This window comes from Flavobacterium luminosum (assembly GCF_023635005.1).
In the GTDB taxonomy this organism is placed as follows: domain Bacteria; phylum Bacteroidota; class Bacteroidia; order Flavobacteriales; family Flavobacteriaceae; genus Flavobacterium; species Flavobacterium luminosum.
The window spans coordinates 46472-62907 of the sequence record NZ_JAMLJM010000010.1; the positions used below are offsets into that span (position 1 = coordinate 46472).

At 35.1% G+C, this 16436-nt stretch carries 15 protein-coding genes; 4 read left to right on the plus strand and 11 right to left on the minus strand.

The genetic code is table 11. From position 1 onward, the window contains the following. Positions 1-462, plus strand: coding sequence for an Lrp/AsnC family transcriptional regulator (locus tag NAT50_RS11265; RefSeq protein ID WP_250593327.1), 462 nt, complete (start codon positions 1-3; stop codon positions 460-462). Here NAT50_RS11265 and argH read toward each other — a convergent pair. From argH to NAT50_RS11310, 9 genes are all read right to left on the minus strand, one after another. Further along, entirely contained in the window at positions 459-1769 is a 1311-nt protein-coding gene (argH, locus tag NAT50_RS11270; RefSeq protein WP_250593328.1) for an argininosuccinate lyase, read from the minus strand. The genes NAT50_RS11265 and argH overlap by 4 nt on opposite strands. Before the next feature lie 89 nt (positions 1770-1858). Then, positions 1859-2929: a M20 family metallo-hydrolase gene (locus NAT50_RS11275; protein ID WP_250593329.1), complete on the minus strand. Its 1071-nt coding sequence runs from the start codon at positions 2927-2929 to the stop codon at positions 1859-1861. A gap of 2 nt (positions 2930-2931) precedes the next feature. Beyond that, on the minus strand, positions 2932-3705 hold the full coding sequence (argB, locus tag NAT50_RS11280; protein WP_250593330.1) for an acetylglutamate kinase: 774 nt from the start codon (positions 3703-3705) through the stop codon (positions 2932-2934). Between the two features lie 4 nt (positions 3706-3709). Then, the gene (locus NAT50_RS11285; protein WP_250593331.1) at positions 3710-4657 is read right to left on the minus strand and encodes an N-acetylornithine carbamoyltransferase; all 948 of its coding nucleotides are present in this window, start codon (positions 4655-4657) and stop codon (positions 3710-3712) included. Next, complete coding sequence (locus NAT50_RS11290; RefSeq protein WP_250593364.1) at positions 4654-5778, minus strand: aspartate aminotransferase family protein; 1125 nt, start codon at positions 5776-5778, stop codon at positions 4654-4656. The genes NAT50_RS11285 and NAT50_RS11290 overlap by 4 nt, the downstream gene beginning before the upstream one ends. Positions 5779-5813: 35 nt before the next feature. Next, positions 5814-6776: an N-acetyl-gamma-glutamyl-phosphate reductase gene (argC, locus tag NAT50_RS11295; RefSeq protein WP_250593332.1), complete on the minus strand. Its 963-nt coding sequence runs from the start codon at positions 6774-6776 to the stop codon at positions 5814-5816. Next, complete coding sequence (locus tag NAT50_RS11300) at positions 6763-7974, minus strand: argininosuccinate synthase (RefSeq protein ID WP_250593333.1); 1212 nt, start codon at positions 7972-7974, stop codon at positions 6763-6765. The genes argC and NAT50_RS11300 overlap by 14 nt, the downstream gene beginning before the upstream one ends. Next, positions 7943-8515, minus strand: a complete 573-nt coding sequence (locus NAT50_RS11305) for a GNAT family N-acetyltransferase (protein ID WP_250593334.1) — start codon at positions 8513-8515, stop codon at positions 7943-7945. The genes NAT50_RS11300 and NAT50_RS11305 overlap by 32 nt, the downstream gene beginning before the upstream one ends. Positions 8516-8713: 198 nt before the next feature. Further along, positions 8714-10837, minus strand: a complete 2124-nt coding sequence (locus tag NAT50_RS11310) for a Tex family protein (protein ID WP_250593335.1) — start codon at positions 10835-10837, stop codon at positions 8714-8716. Between the two features lie 111 nt (positions 10838-10948). Between NAT50_RS11310 and NAT50_RS11315 the strand changes: the two genes are divergently transcribed. Further along, positions 10949-11209: a DUF1294 domain-containing protein gene (locus tag NAT50_RS11315; RefSeq protein WP_250593336.1), complete on the plus strand. Its 261-nt coding sequence runs from the start codon at positions 10949-10951 to the stop codon at positions 11207-11209. Here NAT50_RS11315 and NAT50_RS11320 read toward each other — a convergent pair. Then, positions 11206-12252 carry a hypothetical protein gene (locus NAT50_RS11320; protein ID WP_250593337.1) on the minus strand — a complete coding sequence of 349 codons (1047 nt, stop codon included), beginning with the start codon at positions 12250-12252 and terminating at the stop codon, positions 11206-11208. The genes NAT50_RS11315 and NAT50_RS11320 overlap by 4 nt on opposite strands. 99 nt (positions 12253-12351) lie before the next feature. On the opposite strand from NAT50_RS11320, the gene NAT50_RS11325 reads away from it, so the two are divergent. Beyond that, positions 12352-12954: a trimeric intracellular cation channel family protein gene (locus NAT50_RS11325; protein WP_250593338.1), complete on the plus strand. Its 603-nt coding sequence runs from the start codon at positions 12352-12354 to the stop codon at positions 12952-12954. A gap of 54 nt (positions 12955-13008) precedes the next feature. On the opposite strand, the gene rpiB is transcribed toward NAT50_RS11325, so the two are convergent. Beyond that, a complete protein-coding gene (gene rpiB / locus NAT50_RS11330) occupies positions 13009-13440 on the minus strand; it encodes a ribose 5-phosphate isomerase B (RefSeq protein ID WP_250593339.1) in 432 nt (143 codons plus the stop codon). A gap of 769 nt (positions 13441-14209) precedes the next feature. Here rpiB and rnr point away from each other — a divergent pair. Next, positions 14210-16390, plus strand: coding sequence for a ribonuclease R (gene rnr, locus NAT50_RS11335; RefSeq protein ID WP_250593340.1), 2181 nt, complete (start codon positions 14210-14212; stop codon positions 16388-16390). Positions 16391-16436 lie beyond the last annotated feature (46 nt).

Here is a 16436-nt window from a genome sequence, read left to right on the forward strand (position 1 = left end):
ATGGATAAAATAGACGCTAAAATTCTTAATATATTACAGGAAGATTGTACTCTTTCTGTGAAGGATGTTGCGGCTATGGTAGGATTATCGTATACACCGACTTATGAAAGAATCAAAAATCTTCAGGAGTCCGGAGTGATTAAAAAAAGTGCCGTAATTCTAGATCCATCTAAAGTAGGAATAAAATTATTTGCCTACTGCAATGTAACCTTAAAACAACAGTCTAAAGAGAATTTAAAGTCTTTTGAAGACGAAGTTATTAAACTCCCTGAAATACTAGAGGTTACGAGTCTTTCAGGGGTTTATGATTATGTACTTAAAATTGCTACTGCAGATATTGATGCTTACAATGATTTTGTAGTGAACAAATTAGCCAATATCCCTAATATTGGTCAATATCACAGTAATATTGTGATGAGTATGGTAAAAAACGAAACTTCGTACCATTTACCTGAAGATTAAACCAACTTCTTCTTTTTGTTGTTAAATTCTTCTCTGATATAATCATTGCATAAATTACCCAAACTGCCTTCGTGAACATGATTGAGTTCTTGATTATTGTACTCGAATAGTTTTTCTTCCACTTGTTTCGAAACTAATTTATAAGCATCTCTGAAAGGAATACCCGATAGCGCCAACTGATTCACTGCTTCTACCGTAAACAAATTCAAGTATTTTTCATCCGATAAAATATCCTTTTTTACTTCAATATTTTCCAACATAACCTGAAGCATATCCAAACATTCTTTAAGGGTGATAATTCCCGGAAACAAACATTCTTTGGTCAGTTGCATGTCTCTGTGATAACCCGAAGGTAAATTGTTGGTCAATAAAGTTAACTCATTGGGCAATGATTGAATTCTGTTACATTTTGCTCTAATCAATTCGAAGATATCTGGATTTTTTTTGTGAGGCATGATGCTGCTTCCGGTTGTCAATTCTTTAGGGAAAGTTATAAAACCGAAATTTTGATTCATATACAAACAAACGTCCATAGCGAATTTTGTTAGCGTAGAAGCTACTCCTGCCAAAGCCATGGCCATCGTTTTTTCTATTTTTCCTCTAGTCATTTGAGCATATACTACATTATAATTCATGGTTTCAAAACCAAGTAAGTTGGTGGTAAGTGTTCTGTTTAAAGGGAAAGAAGAACCATAACCCGCACCGGAACCCAGAGGATTTTTATTCACCATTTGGTACGCTGCAATTAGAAGTTCTAAATCGTCACTTAAGCTTTCGGCATAAGCACCAAACCATAATCCAAAAGAAGAAGGCATGGCCAATTGAAAATGAGTATAACCGGGCAATAAATCCTTTTGATGTTTTTCGCTCAAATGAATTAAAGTAGTAAAAACGGTTTCTATTTTTTCTGTGATTTGTTGGATTTCTGATTTGATAAAAAGCTTGATATCCAACAAAGATTGATCGTTTCTAGAACGCCCGGCGTGGATTTTTTTCCCCACCTCACCTTTCATTTGTGTCAATAGTAACTCTACTTGAGAATGGACATCTTCAACACCGTCTTCAATGACAAAAGTTTTATTGTAAACTGTTTCTAAAATAGCTTGCAACCCTTCATGAATCTCTTGTAATTCCTGAGCAGTAAGTAAACCTATTTCATGAAGCATAGTAGTATGTGCCAGCGAACCTTTGATATCCGCTTCGGCTAGATACAAATCCCAAACGATATCCTGACCAACAGTGAATTTTTCCACCATCTCTTCAACAGAAGTTTTTACTTTATTATCTGTATTTTGCCAAAGTTTCATATGTCTAAATTTTATTTTTTAGCAGTACCATACGGTGTCACCTTTAGTGATAAACGGTTTGTTTATACAAACGATTTGTCAAAGGTGATTTAATGATCTGTCTGATTAAATTTTTCAAGCATTTCGATATAAATTTCAATGCCTTTGTTGATTTCTTCTACGTAAATATATTCGTTAGCGGTATGCGATCGAGCTGAATCTCCAGGACCCATTTTAAATGTTGGAAAACCACTCATTAATGCTTGATCCGATGTGGTTGGTGAAGCGTAAATTGTTCTTCCCAATGCCATACCGCTTTGCACCATGGGATGTTCCTTGGGTACAAAAGAAGGATTTAATCGCGTGGAACGCGGAATCACTTCACAATCAACATGTTTTTTAATAATTTCTAAAGCTTGTTGATTGTTGTATTTATCGGTCGTTCTAATATCTACTGTAAACTGACAACTTTCTGGTACTACGTTGTGTTGTACTCCCGCATTGATTATGGTAACGGACATTTTTACTTTGCCTAGCATTTCAGATTCCTCAGGGAATTCAAAAGTTCTAAACCATTCAATGTCTTTCAAGGCTTTATAAATGGCATTTTCACCTTCCTCTCTAGCGGCATGTCCAGATTTTCCATGAGCAATACAATCAATTACAAACAAACCTTTTTCAGCAATGGCGATATCCATTTTTGTAGGTTCTCCAACAATTCCGAAATAAATATCTCCCAATTCCGGTAATACAATTTCGACACCATTGTTTCCTGATATTTCTTCTTCTGCCGTAGCGGCATAAATCAGATTGAAGTTAAGATCTTGTCTTTCATAAAAATGCAAGAAACAAGCCGCTAAAGAAACTAAAGGTCCGCCGGCATCGTTACTGCCTAATCCGTATAGAATACCTTCTTCAATATCTGGACTGAACGGATCTCGCGTATATTGCTTATTGGGTTTGACAGTATCGTGATGTGAATTGAGTAAAATGGTGGGTTTGGTAGCATCAAAATATTTGTTTTTCACCCAAACATTATGTTGCAATCTTTCGGTTGGAATGCCTCGCTGAACAAAAAAATCATTCAGAATTTCAGCGGTTTGCTCCTCTTCCTTACTAAAAGATTGTGTTACAATTAGCTTTTGCAATAATACTAACGCTTCGTTTTGTAATTGTTTCATTTTTAAACTATTTGGGTTCCGATAAATGCTTCTCCTTGCTCGTTAGCATAATCGGCATGACAAATTTCCACTTTACTGATTTCAGATTCACTAGCTCTGAACGCATTTTCTAATTTTGGCAACATCCCTTTGGAAATAATTCCTTGTGTTTTTAAGGATTCGTACTGCTCTTTATCAAGCATTCTCAACCAAGAACTATCGTCTTCAGGGTTAAGTAATACGCCTAATTTTTCGAAACAAAATCTCAAGTGTACCTCATTGATTTCAGAAAGCGCCATAGCGACTTCCGTGGCGATGGTATCAGCATTGGTGTTTAATAAATTCCCTTTTCCATCGTGTGTGATTGGGCTAATAACCGGGACAATATTATTATCGATCAAATTTTGTAAAAATCCAGCATTGATGCTTTCCACATCACCAACCCAGCCATAATCAATGGTGGGGTGATTTCTTTTCACTGATTGGATAATATTTCCGTCAACTCCGCTCAATCCAATGGCATTGCAGGATTTTGCTTGTAATTTGGCTACAATACTTTTATTCACTAATCCGGCATAAACCATGGTTGTAATTTTTAGGGTTTCTGCATCGGTAATGCGTCTACCATCGATGATTTGCTGTTCAATATTTAGATCTTTTGCCAAACTAGTGGCTAATTTTCCTCCGCCGTGAATTAAAATTTTTCCTCCCGGCAATTGCGCAAAACGATTCAGAAATACATCCAATTTATTTTCGTCATCAATGATGTTTCCTCCTATTTTAATTACATGTATCATCTTTTTAAAAATTGGTTTCCAGTATTTTTTTCAATACCGTTTGTGCTGCATATACTCTATTTTCGGCTTGTTTCAAGACTAGCGAATTTTCACTATCCAAAACCTCATCTGAAAGTTCTACATTTCTTCTTACTGGTAGACAATGCATGATCTTAGCAGAATTGGAGACTTTTAATTTTTCATTGGTTAACATCCAATCCTCTTCAACTGGTAGTACTTTCCCGTAATCAGTATACGATGACCAGTTTTTAACATAAACAAAATCGGCATCTTGCAATGCTTTTTCCTGATCGTATTCGATAGTGGCGCCTTTCGTGAATTCTTCGCTGAGTTCGTATCCTTCCGGATGAGTAATCGTTAGATCGTATTCACAAGCTAAAGCCCATTCCGCAAAAGAATTCGCCACCACATGCGGTATGGGTTTGATATGAGGCGCCCAAGTTAATACCACTTTAGGTTTTTCTTTGGTTTTGTGTTCCTGAATTGTAATCATATCGGCTAAACTCTGCAACGGATGTCGAGTGGCTGATTCTAGACTTACTACCGGTACTTTGGCATATTGAATGAATTGATTGATAATTTTATCGGCACTATCTTCTTCTTTGTTGGTTAAAGACGGAAAACAACGAATTGCTAAAATATCACAGTACAAGCCCATTACGGCAGCCGCATCTTTAATATGTTCTACAGTTTTTCCGTTCATTACTGCTCCTTCCTCAAACTCCAAGGCCCAACCGTCATTGTTCACATTGAGAATCATTACTTCCATCCCCAAGTTTTGAGCTGCTTTTTGAGTGCTCATTCGGGTACGTAAACTCGAATTGAAAAACAATAATCCAATCGTTTTGTTCTTTCCTATAGCCGATGTTTTTTCGGAATTTTTCACTGCAATGGCTTCGTCAACCAAAGCTTTTGGATCGGCTACGTCTTGTACTGAAGTGAACTTTTTCATTTTAAAATTGTTTTTAAAGCATTTAACAACGCATCTAATTCTTCTTGGGTTACCGCTAATGAAGGCAAAATTCTTAGTGTGTTTTTATTGCTGGCTGTTCCAGTAAAAATTCCGAATTCTTCCAATAGTCTTTTTCGTACCGGTGCACATGGCTCATGCAATTCGATGGCTATCATGAGTCCTTTACCTCTTATTTCTTTGATATTAGGTACAGACTGCAATTGTTCTATTAGATACGTTCCTAATTTTTGGGCATTATCTATTAAATTTTCGTTCTCAATAACATCTAAAACCGCTATTCCAGCAGCACACGCTAAATAATTTCCTCCGAAAGTGGTTCCTAACATTTCTTTTTTAGGTTGAATATGAGGAGCGATTAAAACTCCCGCAATTGGAAATCCATTTCCCATACCTTTAGCCACCGTAATAATATCCGGTTGGATTCCGGCGTATTGATGCGCGAAGAATTTTCCGGTTCTTCCGTAACCCGACTGTACCTCATCTAAAATCAGAACTACATTATGCTCTTTACATTTTTGGGCAATATGTTGCAAAAATTCTGTTTCAGGAATTTGAATTCCTGCCACACCCTGAATTCCTTCAATAATCACGCAACTCACCTCATCATTGAGTGCTGCGTCGAAGGCATTGATATCGTTTAACGGTAAAAAAGTTGTGTTGTTGTTTTCGTTTACCGGAGCAATAATCGCAGGATTATCGGTACTGGTAACCGCTAGTGAAGTTCTACCATGAAAAGCTTTTTCAAACGCGATGATTTTTTTTCTTCCGTTATAGAAAGAAGCCAATTTAAAGGCATTCTCATTGGCCTCGGCTCCAGAATTGCATAAAAATAACTGGTAATTAGTGTAACCCGAAAGCGCTCCTAATTTTTGAGCCAATTCTTTTTGCTGCGCAATGATAATTGAATTAGAATAAAATCCTATTTTTTGCAATTGGTTGGTTAATGCCTCAACATAATGAGGATGAGTATGTCCGATACAAATTACGGCGTGACCGCCATATAAATCTAAATATTCTTTTCCGTTTTTATCCCATAATTTAGAACCTAAAGCTTTAACGATTTCAACAGGTGAAACCGAATACACATCGAAAAGTTGCATTTGTAAAGGACTATTTGTAACTGTTGTATCCATAATTAAAAAGCACTTGGTTTTAATTTTAAACCTGTTGTTTCGGGTAATCCGAATAGTAAGTTCATGTTTTGTACTGCCTGACCCGAAGCGCCTTTGAGTAAATTATCAATGACACTTACGATCATCAAATCGTCACCATTTTTTTCGAGATACATTAGGCATTTATTGGTGTTCACCACTTGTTTCAAATGACAATTCTTAAGCGACAAAAACACAAAGGGCTCTTCTTTGTACTTGTTTTCAAATAAAGCCTGTAGTTCTTCTAATGACTTATCTGATTTTAAGGTAATGCAAGCCAAAATACCTCGAGTAAAAGAACCTCTTTGTGGTAAAATATGAAGTTTAGCACTCGCGTTTTCTTGTGTTTTTTGCAAACTTTGATTGATCTCAGCCAAATGTTGATGCGTAAAAGCTTTATAAACCGATAAGTTATTTTGTCTCCAACTGAAATGTGAAGTTTCACTTAACGATTGTCCCGCACCAGTCGATCCTGTGGTACAAGAAGCATAGATTTCTCCTTCCAACAGATTGGCTTCTGCCAAAGGTAAAATGGCCAACTGAATTGCTGTAGCAAAACAACCCGGATTGGCAACAAAATTGGCTTTTTGAATTTCTTTTTTATTCCATTCCGGTAAACCGTAAACAAAAGAATGTTCTGCAGCAATACGGTGATCTTGGCTCAAATCGATGATTTTGACAGAAGACGGCAATTCGTTTACTATTTTCTTCGCCTCGCCATGCGCTACACACAAGAAAACCACATCGACGTTTGTATCGAAAGATTCCGAAAATTTCAACTCGATTTCTCCAAACAAATCATCATGAACGTCATAAAGAAACTTACCGGCGTTACTTTTGCTGTGCACAAACCCGATTTCCACTTGGGGATGATTAATCAGTATTCTGAGTAATTCCCCGGCAGTATATCCGGCTCCGCCAATTATTCCGACTTTAATTGTTTTCATTAGCTATATCTTTATTGACCTGATGATAAATGGATGTTTGGTTTCCAAATATTTTTGTGAATCCTTTTACATCTTCGCCCGTCCAACCCGTATTCATTTCTCCATAAGAACCGAATTTTGCCGACATTAAATCGTGTACACTGTCGATTCCGTTTAATTCATATCTGTAAGGATGTAACGTGATATAAACATCGCCACTGACTGTTTTTTGAGTATTCGTTAAGAACGCTTCAATATCACGCATGGTAGGATCAAGCATCTGACCTTCATGTAGCCAGTTTCCGTACCAACTTGATAATTGCTCTTTCCAGAACAGTTGCCATTTGGTTAGTGTATGTTTTTCCAACAAATGATGCGCCTTAATAATTAATTCCGGTGCTGCTGCTTCAAAACCTACTCTTCCTTTAATTCCAATAATAGTATCACCCACATGAATATGTCTTCCTATTCCGAAAGGTTGCGCTAATTGTTGTAAATATTCAATCGCTATAGAAGGATGTTCAAAAGATTGTCCGTTTATAGATTGCAATTCTCCTTCAACAAAAGTCAATGTAATATCTATCGGAGCTGTAGCCGTAACAGGTGTTGGCCAAGCTTGTTCGGGTAAATTCTGATGCGAAGTCAACGTTTCCTTTCCTCCTACCGATGTTCCCCAAAGTCCTTTGTTGATACTATAAACTGCTTTTTCAAAATTGAAACTGACACCGTGTGATTTCAAAAATCCGATTTCTTCCTCACGACTTAATTTCTTGTCTCGAATGGGAGTAATTATTTCTACATTGGGTAACAAATGATTGAAAATCATATCAAAACGTACTTGATCGTTCCCTGCACCTGTACTACCGTGTGCAATGGTGTTAATCCCTAATTGAATGGCATATTCTGCAATGCTTTTCGCCTGAACCGCTCTTTCGGCACTGACACTTAAGGGATAGGTTCCGTTTTTCAATACATTTCCGTAAATCAAATATTTAATGCAATCATCGTAATATTCTTTGCGCACATCAATACAAGTATAAGAAGCCACTCCACATTGCAATGCTTTTTCTTCTAGCGTTGCAATCTCCTGGGGATCAAAAGCTCCTGTATTTATGGTTACGGCATGTACCTCGTAATTTTCAATTTTACTCAAATACACCGCACAGTACGTAGTGTCTAAACCGCCACTATAAGCTAATAGTATTTTCTTTTTTTGCATTTTTTGATTCATTTTCTTTACTGTTATACAACATGGCCGTACACAAACAATTCTTATAATTTTTACTTTGCAAAATTTCAAAATTGACACAACTCTGACATCCTTTCCAGAATTTTTCATCATTGGTCAATTCCGAATACGTAACCGGAACATAACCTAACTCCGAATTGATTTTCATAACGGCCAATCCTGTGGTTAGACCAAAAATTTTAGAATGTGGATATTTGGTTCGAGACAATTCAAAAATTTTAGATTTAATCATTCTCGCCAATCCGCTCTTACGAAATTTAGGATTAACAATCAATCCTGAGTTAGCCACATATTCTTCATTTTGCCACGTTTCTATGTAACAAAATCCTGCCCATTCATTATCTTCAGTTACGGCAATAACCGCCTTACCTTCTTGTATTTTTTGTACAATGTATTCTGGTGATCTTTTGGCAATTCCTGTCCCTCTCACTTTCGCAGACGCTTCCATTTCATCACAAATTGTCTGAGCAAAAGAAATGTGGTTACTATTTGCAATTAGAATACTAAACATAGATTAATTTTTGTGCAAATATATAAATAAATAGATATAATATCTTTTTTAAATGAAATTTAACAGGTTTTTTATCTTTATAGATAAATTTAACAAATAGTACAACTTGTATTTCATTGATTATTAGATATTTTATCTAAATAAAAAAGCCCTGATTTCTCTTTGAAATCAGGGCTACTGTATAAATGTAAATATTGGTTAAATAATCATCGTCAGTTGAATACGCTTTCTGGCTTCATCCACTTCAACGACTTTAACCTGAACGTGTTGGTGTAATTTCACCACTTCATTCACATCGCTCACAAACCCTTCTTTGAGTTGGGAAATGTGAACCAATCCGCTTTCTTTGATTCCGATATCTACAAAACAACCAAAAGCGGTAATATTGTTTACAATTCCAGGGAGTATCATCCCCGAACGCACATCGGCTATGGTTTTTACATTGGGATCAAATTCAAATATTTTAGCAGCCTTTCTTGGATCTAATCCTGGTTTTTCTAATTCTTTCAAAATATCCTTAATTCCTAGGATTCCAACCGTTTCGTTGGTATAATTTTCAGGTTTAATTTGAGAGATTTTTTCTTTATTTGCAATCAGTTCATCGACTTTTACACCTAAATCTTTAGCCATTTTTTCGACTATTTTATACGATTCAGGATGTACCGCCGAATTATCTAATGGATTTTTTCCTTCCTTAATTCGAATAAAAGCAGCCGCTTGCTGGAAAGCTTTTTCTCCCAATCGAGGCACTTTTTTGAGTTGGTTTCGATCTTCAAAGGCACCGTTCTCACTGCGGTACGCCACAATGTTTTCCGCCATTTTTTCACCTATACCCGATACATAACTCAACAACGATTTACTTGCTGTATTTATATTAATTCCCACTGAATTTACACAACGAACCACTGTGGTATCTAACTCTTCTTTTAATTTGGTTTGATCCACATCGTGCTGGTATTGTCCCACACCTATCGATTTCGGATCTATTTTTACCAATTCCGCTAAAGGATCCGACAAACGTCTTCCGATGGATACGGCTCCACGAACAGTGACATCATAATTTGAAAATTCTTCGCGCGCAATTTTGGATGCAGAATAAACCGATGCTCCGGCTTCTGAAACTACGAAAACCTGAACTGGTTTATCAAAAGCAATTTTTTTAATGAAAAATTCCGTTTCTCTACTTGCTGTTCCGTTACCAATAGAAATCGCCTCGATATTATAGGCATTAACCATCGATTTTATCTTTTTCATAGCCATAGTTGTCTCGTTTTGTGGCGCATGCGGAAAAATAGTTTCATTGTATAATAAATCTCCTTTTTCATCCAAACATACCACTTTACAACCTGTTCTAAATCCTGGGTCTATGGCCAAAATACGTTTTTCACCCAAAGGCGGCGCTAATAATAGCTGACTCAAGTTTCCGGCAAAAACATCGATGGCTTTGCTGTCTGCTTTTTCTTTTGCTTCCTGAAGCGTTTCATTAGCAAGTGCTGGTTCTAGAAGTCTTTTATAACTGTCTTTTATAGCCAATTGCAAATGTGGTGTCGTGTCATTATCCGATTTGATGATGTTATCTTCAATAAAAGAAAGTGCTTCTTCTTTATCGATTTCAACATTAAGCTTTACATAGCCTTCCGCATGAGCTCTCAACATAGCCAATAAACGATGGGAGGGCGCTTTACTGATGGGTTCTGACCAATCGAAATACTGTGAAAATTTCTGTGCGGCTTCGTCGTCTTTTTTGGTTTTTACTACTTTGGTGGAAATCTCCCCTTTTCGTTGAAACAGGCGTCGAAGGTTTTTTCGAATATAAATATTTTCATTAATCCATTCCGCTACAATATCACGGGCGCCTTGGAGCGCTTCTTCTTCGTTGGCTACCTTGTCATTAAGGTATTTTGATGCAATAAACTCGATATCATCGTTGCGTTGGGCCATCATGATTTTAGCCAATGGTTCCAATCCGTTTTCTCGTGCAGTATCGGCTTTGGTTTTCTTTTTCTTTTTGTAAGGAAGGTATAAATCCTCTATTTCCTGTAAATCGAAACTGTTCTCGATTTTCGATTTGAGTTCCGGAGACAAAGCATTTTGTTCTTCTATGGATTTTAAAATACTCTCTTTACGCTTAACAATTTCATCAAATTGTTTGTTGAGTTTGGCAATTTGCTCAATTACCACCTCATCTAAATTTCCCGTTTTATCTTTACGATAACGAGCAATAAACGGAATAGTACAATCCTCGGCTAATAATTGTAAAGTGGCTTCGATATTTTTTGGTGTGGTTGAAACCGATTTTACTATGTATTCTATATTTGTCATTCTGAAAAAATAAGAACGCTAAAATAGTATCTTTGGCGCAATTAATTACGACTTCATTAAAAAAGAACGCGGAAAAAAACCTTTGGAAGTTTATTGAATTATGCAGAAAAAATGAAAATTATTCTACTCTATTTTATCATCATCAACCTCATTACTTTCTTTCTTTTTGGGATGGACAAATGGTTTGCCAAAAGAAGTATCCGTCGAATTTCGGAAGAAAATTTATTAGGTTTTTCATTTATTGGTGGTGCTTTAGGAGGCCTGATGGGCATGATTATTTTTAACCACAAAACAGCCAAATTTTCTTTTATATGGAAATTTGTTATAGTGCTTATGAGTCAAATCGCTTTGATTGTTTTTATGAGAATTTAATTTTCGCTTTTATAATTTCTTTTCAAAAAATTCAACGCAGCTTCTACCACTTCTCCCATGGATGTTGCTTTTTTGAAATGGATATCGTGAGTAAATTCGAAAATTTCATGTTTAAGTTGTTTCAATTTTTCTGGAGAAGAAAGCTCCATTGATTTCATGGCTTTTAACAAATCGTTTAATCTTTTCTCTGAACCAGCCATTCGCTTTACCATAACAGAGCGTTCTTCAATCTGATATTGTTCTATCGAGTTGGCTTCGAGTTTATCACTAACCAATTGACTAAACTTGAAATTTTCTTTGAACAGATGGGGTTTGTATAATTTAAAACTTCCTTCGTAGCATTGCTGATCGAAATCGATAGCTCTAATTTTAAATACTTTATGATCGAAATCGAAAATTGGAATCACCACAAAATTATAAGATCGCATATCTCCCAATAAACCAATGGTGCATCGTTCGTTGAATTTGACAAATTCTTTGGCAATTTGTGATTTTTCAAGTTCGGTACAGTTTTTCAGATGCTTTTCTAAAAAAAGATCACCAGGAACTCCTACAATATGTTCTTCGATGATGGTATCCTTGAAAACTAAAAAATTAATGCGATTCGGTGATAAAATATCTTCAAGCTCCAAACCAAAAATTCGGGAAGCATCCGCTTTTTTGACATAAAAAATCGTGTAATTCTCATTCAGAATATTTCGGACTTTAATTCGAAAAGGTTTCGAATTCCCAAAAGTGCAAAAATCAATATAGTCAACAGTGAGGAATTGTATTTTACTTTCATCTCCATCGGATAATAAAAGAGTGTAAATCTTTTTTAGACTGGCGTCTATTTCCTGTTTTTCAAATTCATTATAAAAGACACGAATCCACAGAGTATCTTTTCCATTGTCATCAAACACTTCTACAGATCCCTGAAATCGAAGCAAATCATCATAAAGAACATAGGTTTTCGTGGTTCTTTTGTATTTTTCTAAATACTGAAAAAGCACCTCGTTAATTGGGTAATACTGTTTCTTAAATAATGGTGCTTCCTGACCCATAACTCATGTTGATTGCTAGCTATTTTATAAAAAGTAAAGTTAGTTGAATTTTACTATCTCTTGAAATGATTTAATTACTTTTGTGATTATTTGGATTGTATGGATAACTTGCATATTATTGGTTATTTGGGCGTTTTCGTATTTGCCGTAATAGGTGTTTTAAAGGCTAGAACCAAACGTTTTGATATTTTTGGAGCTGCTGTTTTAGCTTTTGTAACCGCTTATGGTGGCGGAACCATTAGAGATTTGCTCATTGGAATTAAACCCGTGAATTGGGTAAATGATAATTTGGCTGTTTTTATAGTATTGTTATCCACTGTAATTACCTTTTTCTTCAAACTCAATAATACCATTATCAGAAAACTGATTTTTTGGATTGATGCTTTTGGGATAGGATTATTCACCATTGTGGGGATTCAAACAGCGCTTAAAGCGGACGTCAGTCAGGGATATTCGTTAATTATGGGAATCATAACCGCTACCTTTGGTGGATTAATTTCCGACGTATTGTGTAATAAAGTACCTAATTTATTAAAACCCGGTGAGTTATACGCTACGGCTTGTATCGTTGGGGGAAGTTTATATCTTTTGATGATTAACTATCATATCAATACAACAACGAGCATGATTGTTGGAATTTTGGTTACTGTAGTGGTACGTATTTTTTCAATTAGACGAAAATTACAATTACCTCGTATTTAACCTAAAACATAAAAAAAAGAGCTGGTTTCATTTTTTGATCCCAGCTCTTTCTATTTATCGGCAAGCTATTTTTTTAACTCGGTTAGCATGTCTTCCTCCTTCAAATGGTGTTTCTAAAAAGGCTTGTACCATTGCTACTGCCTGAGGAATTGAAGTATATCGGGCAGGAATACTAATCACATTAGCATCGTTGTGTTGACGGGCCAATTCTGCAATTTCAACGGTCCAGCACAAAGCACATCGTACATCCTGATGTTTGTTGGCAGTCATGGCTATACCGTTACCGCTACCACAAATTACAATTCCAAAATCAGCTTTCTTAGTCTGAACATCATACGCTACCGGATGCCCAAAATCAGGATAATCGACACTATCAAAAGTATCGGTGCCGTGATTCACTACCGTATGTCCTAAATTTTCTAAAAATTCAACTATTGCTTTTTTGTAATCGGGACCTGCGTGATCGTTTCCTATTGATATAATCATAATGCTATATTTGTTCTGTGTTGATTACGTACAAAAATACAAAATCGCTTTCTTTTAATTCAAAACAAACCATATTAAATACTTGTTGTGTTTAAAAAAGGATGAAATCAACGATAAGTGCGTTTGTTAATAATTATTTTTAATTAAAATACTGTATTTCAGTATTTTAAATCGATTTTATAACCTCTTTTTTTACGATGTTAATAACGAATCACAATCCCTTTGTTTCTAAGAGGTTAACATTTAACATCATTTGTTAATAACTTTGAATAGAAATTTAGAACTTTTTTTCGGTTGTATGACAAAAAAGTGTAATCCAAAATTGAAATGAGAAAATCAAGAAAAGTTTCGGCAATTTGTTCTTAAATTATTCAACAATAAAACATAGTTTTCAACAGTTTTTCACAGATGAACTTTTCAAAAAAAGAACGTAAAACACAAAAACTAACAATTGTTAATAACCTTTATATTAGATTTCATTTACAACAGATTATCTTTTCATAACAGTGTTAATATCTCAGTATAACTCTGTAAAACTTTAAAAAAAAACCAAAATAAGAAAAGTTTTCAGCCTTATTAACACCCTATCATAATCATCATAAATTTTAAAATTTTAAAAATCTCTTTTTTGTTTTTTTAATTGTTGTTGAAAACTTTGAAAAGTTATGCAAGAAAAAAATTTAAAAGTTATTTTTAAGCCAATTGTTTCTACCGATTTCTGTTTTCTGAATTCTTCTTTGTAATTTTAATAAAAATTAGAAAAGATACAATGAGTATGAAACCTAAAAAGTTTAGTAAAGGGGTTAAAGATTTTTCTGGAAAAATTTTAAAGATTCTTTCCAAAGAACCTAATAAAACTTTTAACTATAAACAAATTGCTTCCCGATTGGAAGTTGACGATACTAAGAGCCGAAATGAGATCATTAAAGATTTAAAAATTTTAGCTTCTAAAAAACAGATTATCGAGACCGAACCCGGTAAATATTTAGTCATAGCACAGAGTCAAGATTATTACGAAGGTACTATCGATATGACCTCTCGTAAAACAGCCTATTTTATATGTGAAGATTTCGAAGAAGATGTTTTCATTCCAACTAATAATTTAAATCATGCTTTAGATGGAGATAAAGTTAAGGTTTACGTTTACAATAAGAGAAAAGGTAAAAGACCTGAAGCTGAAGTAATTGAAATTATCGAAAGAAGTAAAACAGAATTTGTTGGAGTCATCGATATTCAAAAAAACTTTGCTTTTGTAACTACGGCAAATGCTAAAATGTATACCGATATTTTTATTCCTAAGGATAAAATTGGTGAAGCTAAAAATGGAGATGTGGTTTTGGCTAAAATTGAAGATTGGCCCAAAAAAGCAGATTCTCCTTTTGGTTCTGTGATTAAAGTCTTGGGAAGACCAGGAGAGCATGATACTGAAATTCATGCTATCTTGGCTGAATATGGACTTCCGTATGACTTTCCTCCCGAAGTAGAAGCTTATGCACAACAGTTGGATACATCGATTCATCCGAATGAAATTGCAAAGCGTCGTGATATGCGTAACGTACTGACTTTTACTATAGATCCCAAAGATGCTAAAGATTTTGACGATGCTTTATCATTTCAAAAGTTAGAAAATGGTCATTATGAAATTGGTATTCACATTGCCGATGTATCACACTATGTTCAGGAAGGAACTATCTTAGATGAAGAAGCCTACCAACGAGGAACTTCTGTTTATTTGGTAGACAGAGTGGTTCCAATGTTACCCGAAGTTTTATCTAACTTCGCTTGCTCTCTTCGTCCTCAGGAAGAAAAATATACGTTTTCAGCAGTTTTTGAAATTAATGAAAAAGCACAAGTTACCAATCAATGGTTTGGTAGAACTGTGATTCATTCAGATCAACGTTTTTCTTATGAAGAAGCTCAGCACATCATTGAAACTCGCGGAAACAGCATCCCTGCTGAGATTTCTTTAACCGGAACAGAATATATTGTTCCAGATCCAATCGTAAATGCTACTCTAAAATTAGATGAACTTGCTAAGATATTCCGAAGAAACCGTCTTAATAATGGAGCTATTTCTTTTGATAAAGTGGAAGTAAAATTCAATCTTAATGAAAAAGCTGAACCTACCGGAGTGTATTTTAAAATTGCTAAAGATGCCAATCATTTAATTGAAGAATTTATGTTGTTGGCCAATCGAAAAGTAGCCGAATACATTGGTAAACAGCAAAAAACATTTGTGTATCGTATTCACGATGAACCCGATGAAAATAAGTTAATGAACCTTCAAGGTGTGATTTCTAAATTTGGGTACAGCATCAATTTTAAAAGTAAAGAGGCTATTTCAAAATCTTTGAATGATTTGTTAGTTGGTGTAGTTGGAAAAAAAGAACAAAACATGGTCGATACTTTAGCTATTCGTACCATGAGTAAAGCAAAATATTCTACCGACAATATTGGTCATTACGGATTGGCTTTCGATTATTATTCACATTTTACCTCACCTATTCGTCGTTATCCTGACGTTATGGTACATCGTTTGTTACAGTACTATTTGGATGGAGGCAAAAGTGTGAGCGAAGAAGTCTATGAAGAAAAATGCGTACACACTTCCAATATGGAAAATTTAGCTACCAATGCCGAACGCGATTCTATTAAGTACATGCAAGTTAAATACATGCAGGACCACAAGGATCAGGAGTTTGTTGGTGTAATCTCCGGTGTGACCGAATGGGGTATTTATGTTGAAATCATCGAAAACAAATGTGAAGGAATGGTTCGTATCCGTGAAATAAAAGATGATTATTATACGTTTGATGAAAAACAATATGCTTTAGTTGGTGAAATGACTAAAAGTCTTTTGCAATTAGGTGATGAAGTCATTGTTAAAGTAAAAAATGCCGATCTAATCAAAAAGCAATTGGATTATCATTTCATCCGAAAAAATGAATAACAATTCCTAGCAGCTTAATCAAAGCTGTTAGATTTTAAATAGAATA

Excerpts from the sequence above, each read along its gene's own strand:
- NAT50_RS11265 (WP_250593327.1), top strand. The coding sequence starts at position 1 with ATGGATAAAATAGACGCTAAAATTCTTAATATATTACAGGAAGATTGT.
- argH (WP_250593328.1), bottom strand. The coding sequence starts at position 1,769 with ATGAAACTTTGGCAAAATACAGATAATAAAGTAAAAACTTCTGTTGAA.
- NAT50_RS11275 (WP_250593329.1), bottom strand. The coding sequence starts at position 2,929 with ATGAAACAATTACAAAACGAAGCGTTAGTATTATTGCAAAAGCTAATT.
- argB (WP_250593330.1), bottom strand. The coding sequence starts at position 3,705 with ATGATACATGTAATTAAAATAGGAGGAAACATCATTGATGACGAAAAT.
- NAT50_RS11285 (WP_250593331.1), bottom strand. The coding sequence starts at position 4,657 with ATGAAAAAGTTCACTTCAGTACAAGACGTAGCCGATCCAAAAGCTTTG.
- NAT50_RS11290 (WP_250593364.1), bottom strand. The coding sequence starts at position 5,778 with ATGCAACTTTTCGATGTGTATTCGGTTTCACCTGTTGAAATCGTTAAA.
- argC (WP_250593332.1), bottom strand. The coding sequence starts at position 6,776 with ATGAAAACAATTAAAGTCGGAATAATTGGCGGAGCCGGATATACTGCC.
- NAT50_RS11300 (WP_250593333.1), bottom strand. The coding sequence starts at position 7,974 with ATGCAAAAAAAGAAAATACTATTAGCTTATAGTGGCGGTTTAGACACT.
- NAT50_RS11305 (WP_250593334.1), bottom strand. The coding sequence starts at position 8,515 with ATGTTTAGTATTCTAATTGCAAATAGTAACCACATTTCTTTTGCTCAG.
- NAT50_RS11310 (WP_250593335.1), bottom strand. The coding sequence starts at position 10,837 with ATGACAAATATAGAATACATAGTAAAATCGGTTTCAACCACACCAAAA.
- NAT50_RS11315 (WP_250593336.1), top strand. The coding sequence starts at position 10,949 with ATGAAAATTATTCTACTCTATTTTATCATCATCAACCTCATTACTTTC.
- NAT50_RS11320 (WP_250593337.1), bottom strand. The coding sequence starts at position 12,252 with ATGGGTCAGGAAGCACCATTATTTAAGAAACAGTATTACCCAATTAAC.
- NAT50_RS11325 (WP_250593338.1), top strand. The coding sequence starts at position 12,352 with ATGGATAACTTGCATATTATTGGTTATTTGGGCGTTTTCGTATTTGCC.
- rpiB (WP_250593339.1), bottom strand. The coding sequence starts at position 13,440 with ATGATTATATCAATAGGAAACGATCACGCAGGTCCCGATTACAAAAAA.
- rnr (WP_250593340.1), top strand. The coding sequence starts at position 14,210 with ATGAGTATGAAACCTAAAAAGTTTAGTAAAGGGGTTAAAGATTTTTCT.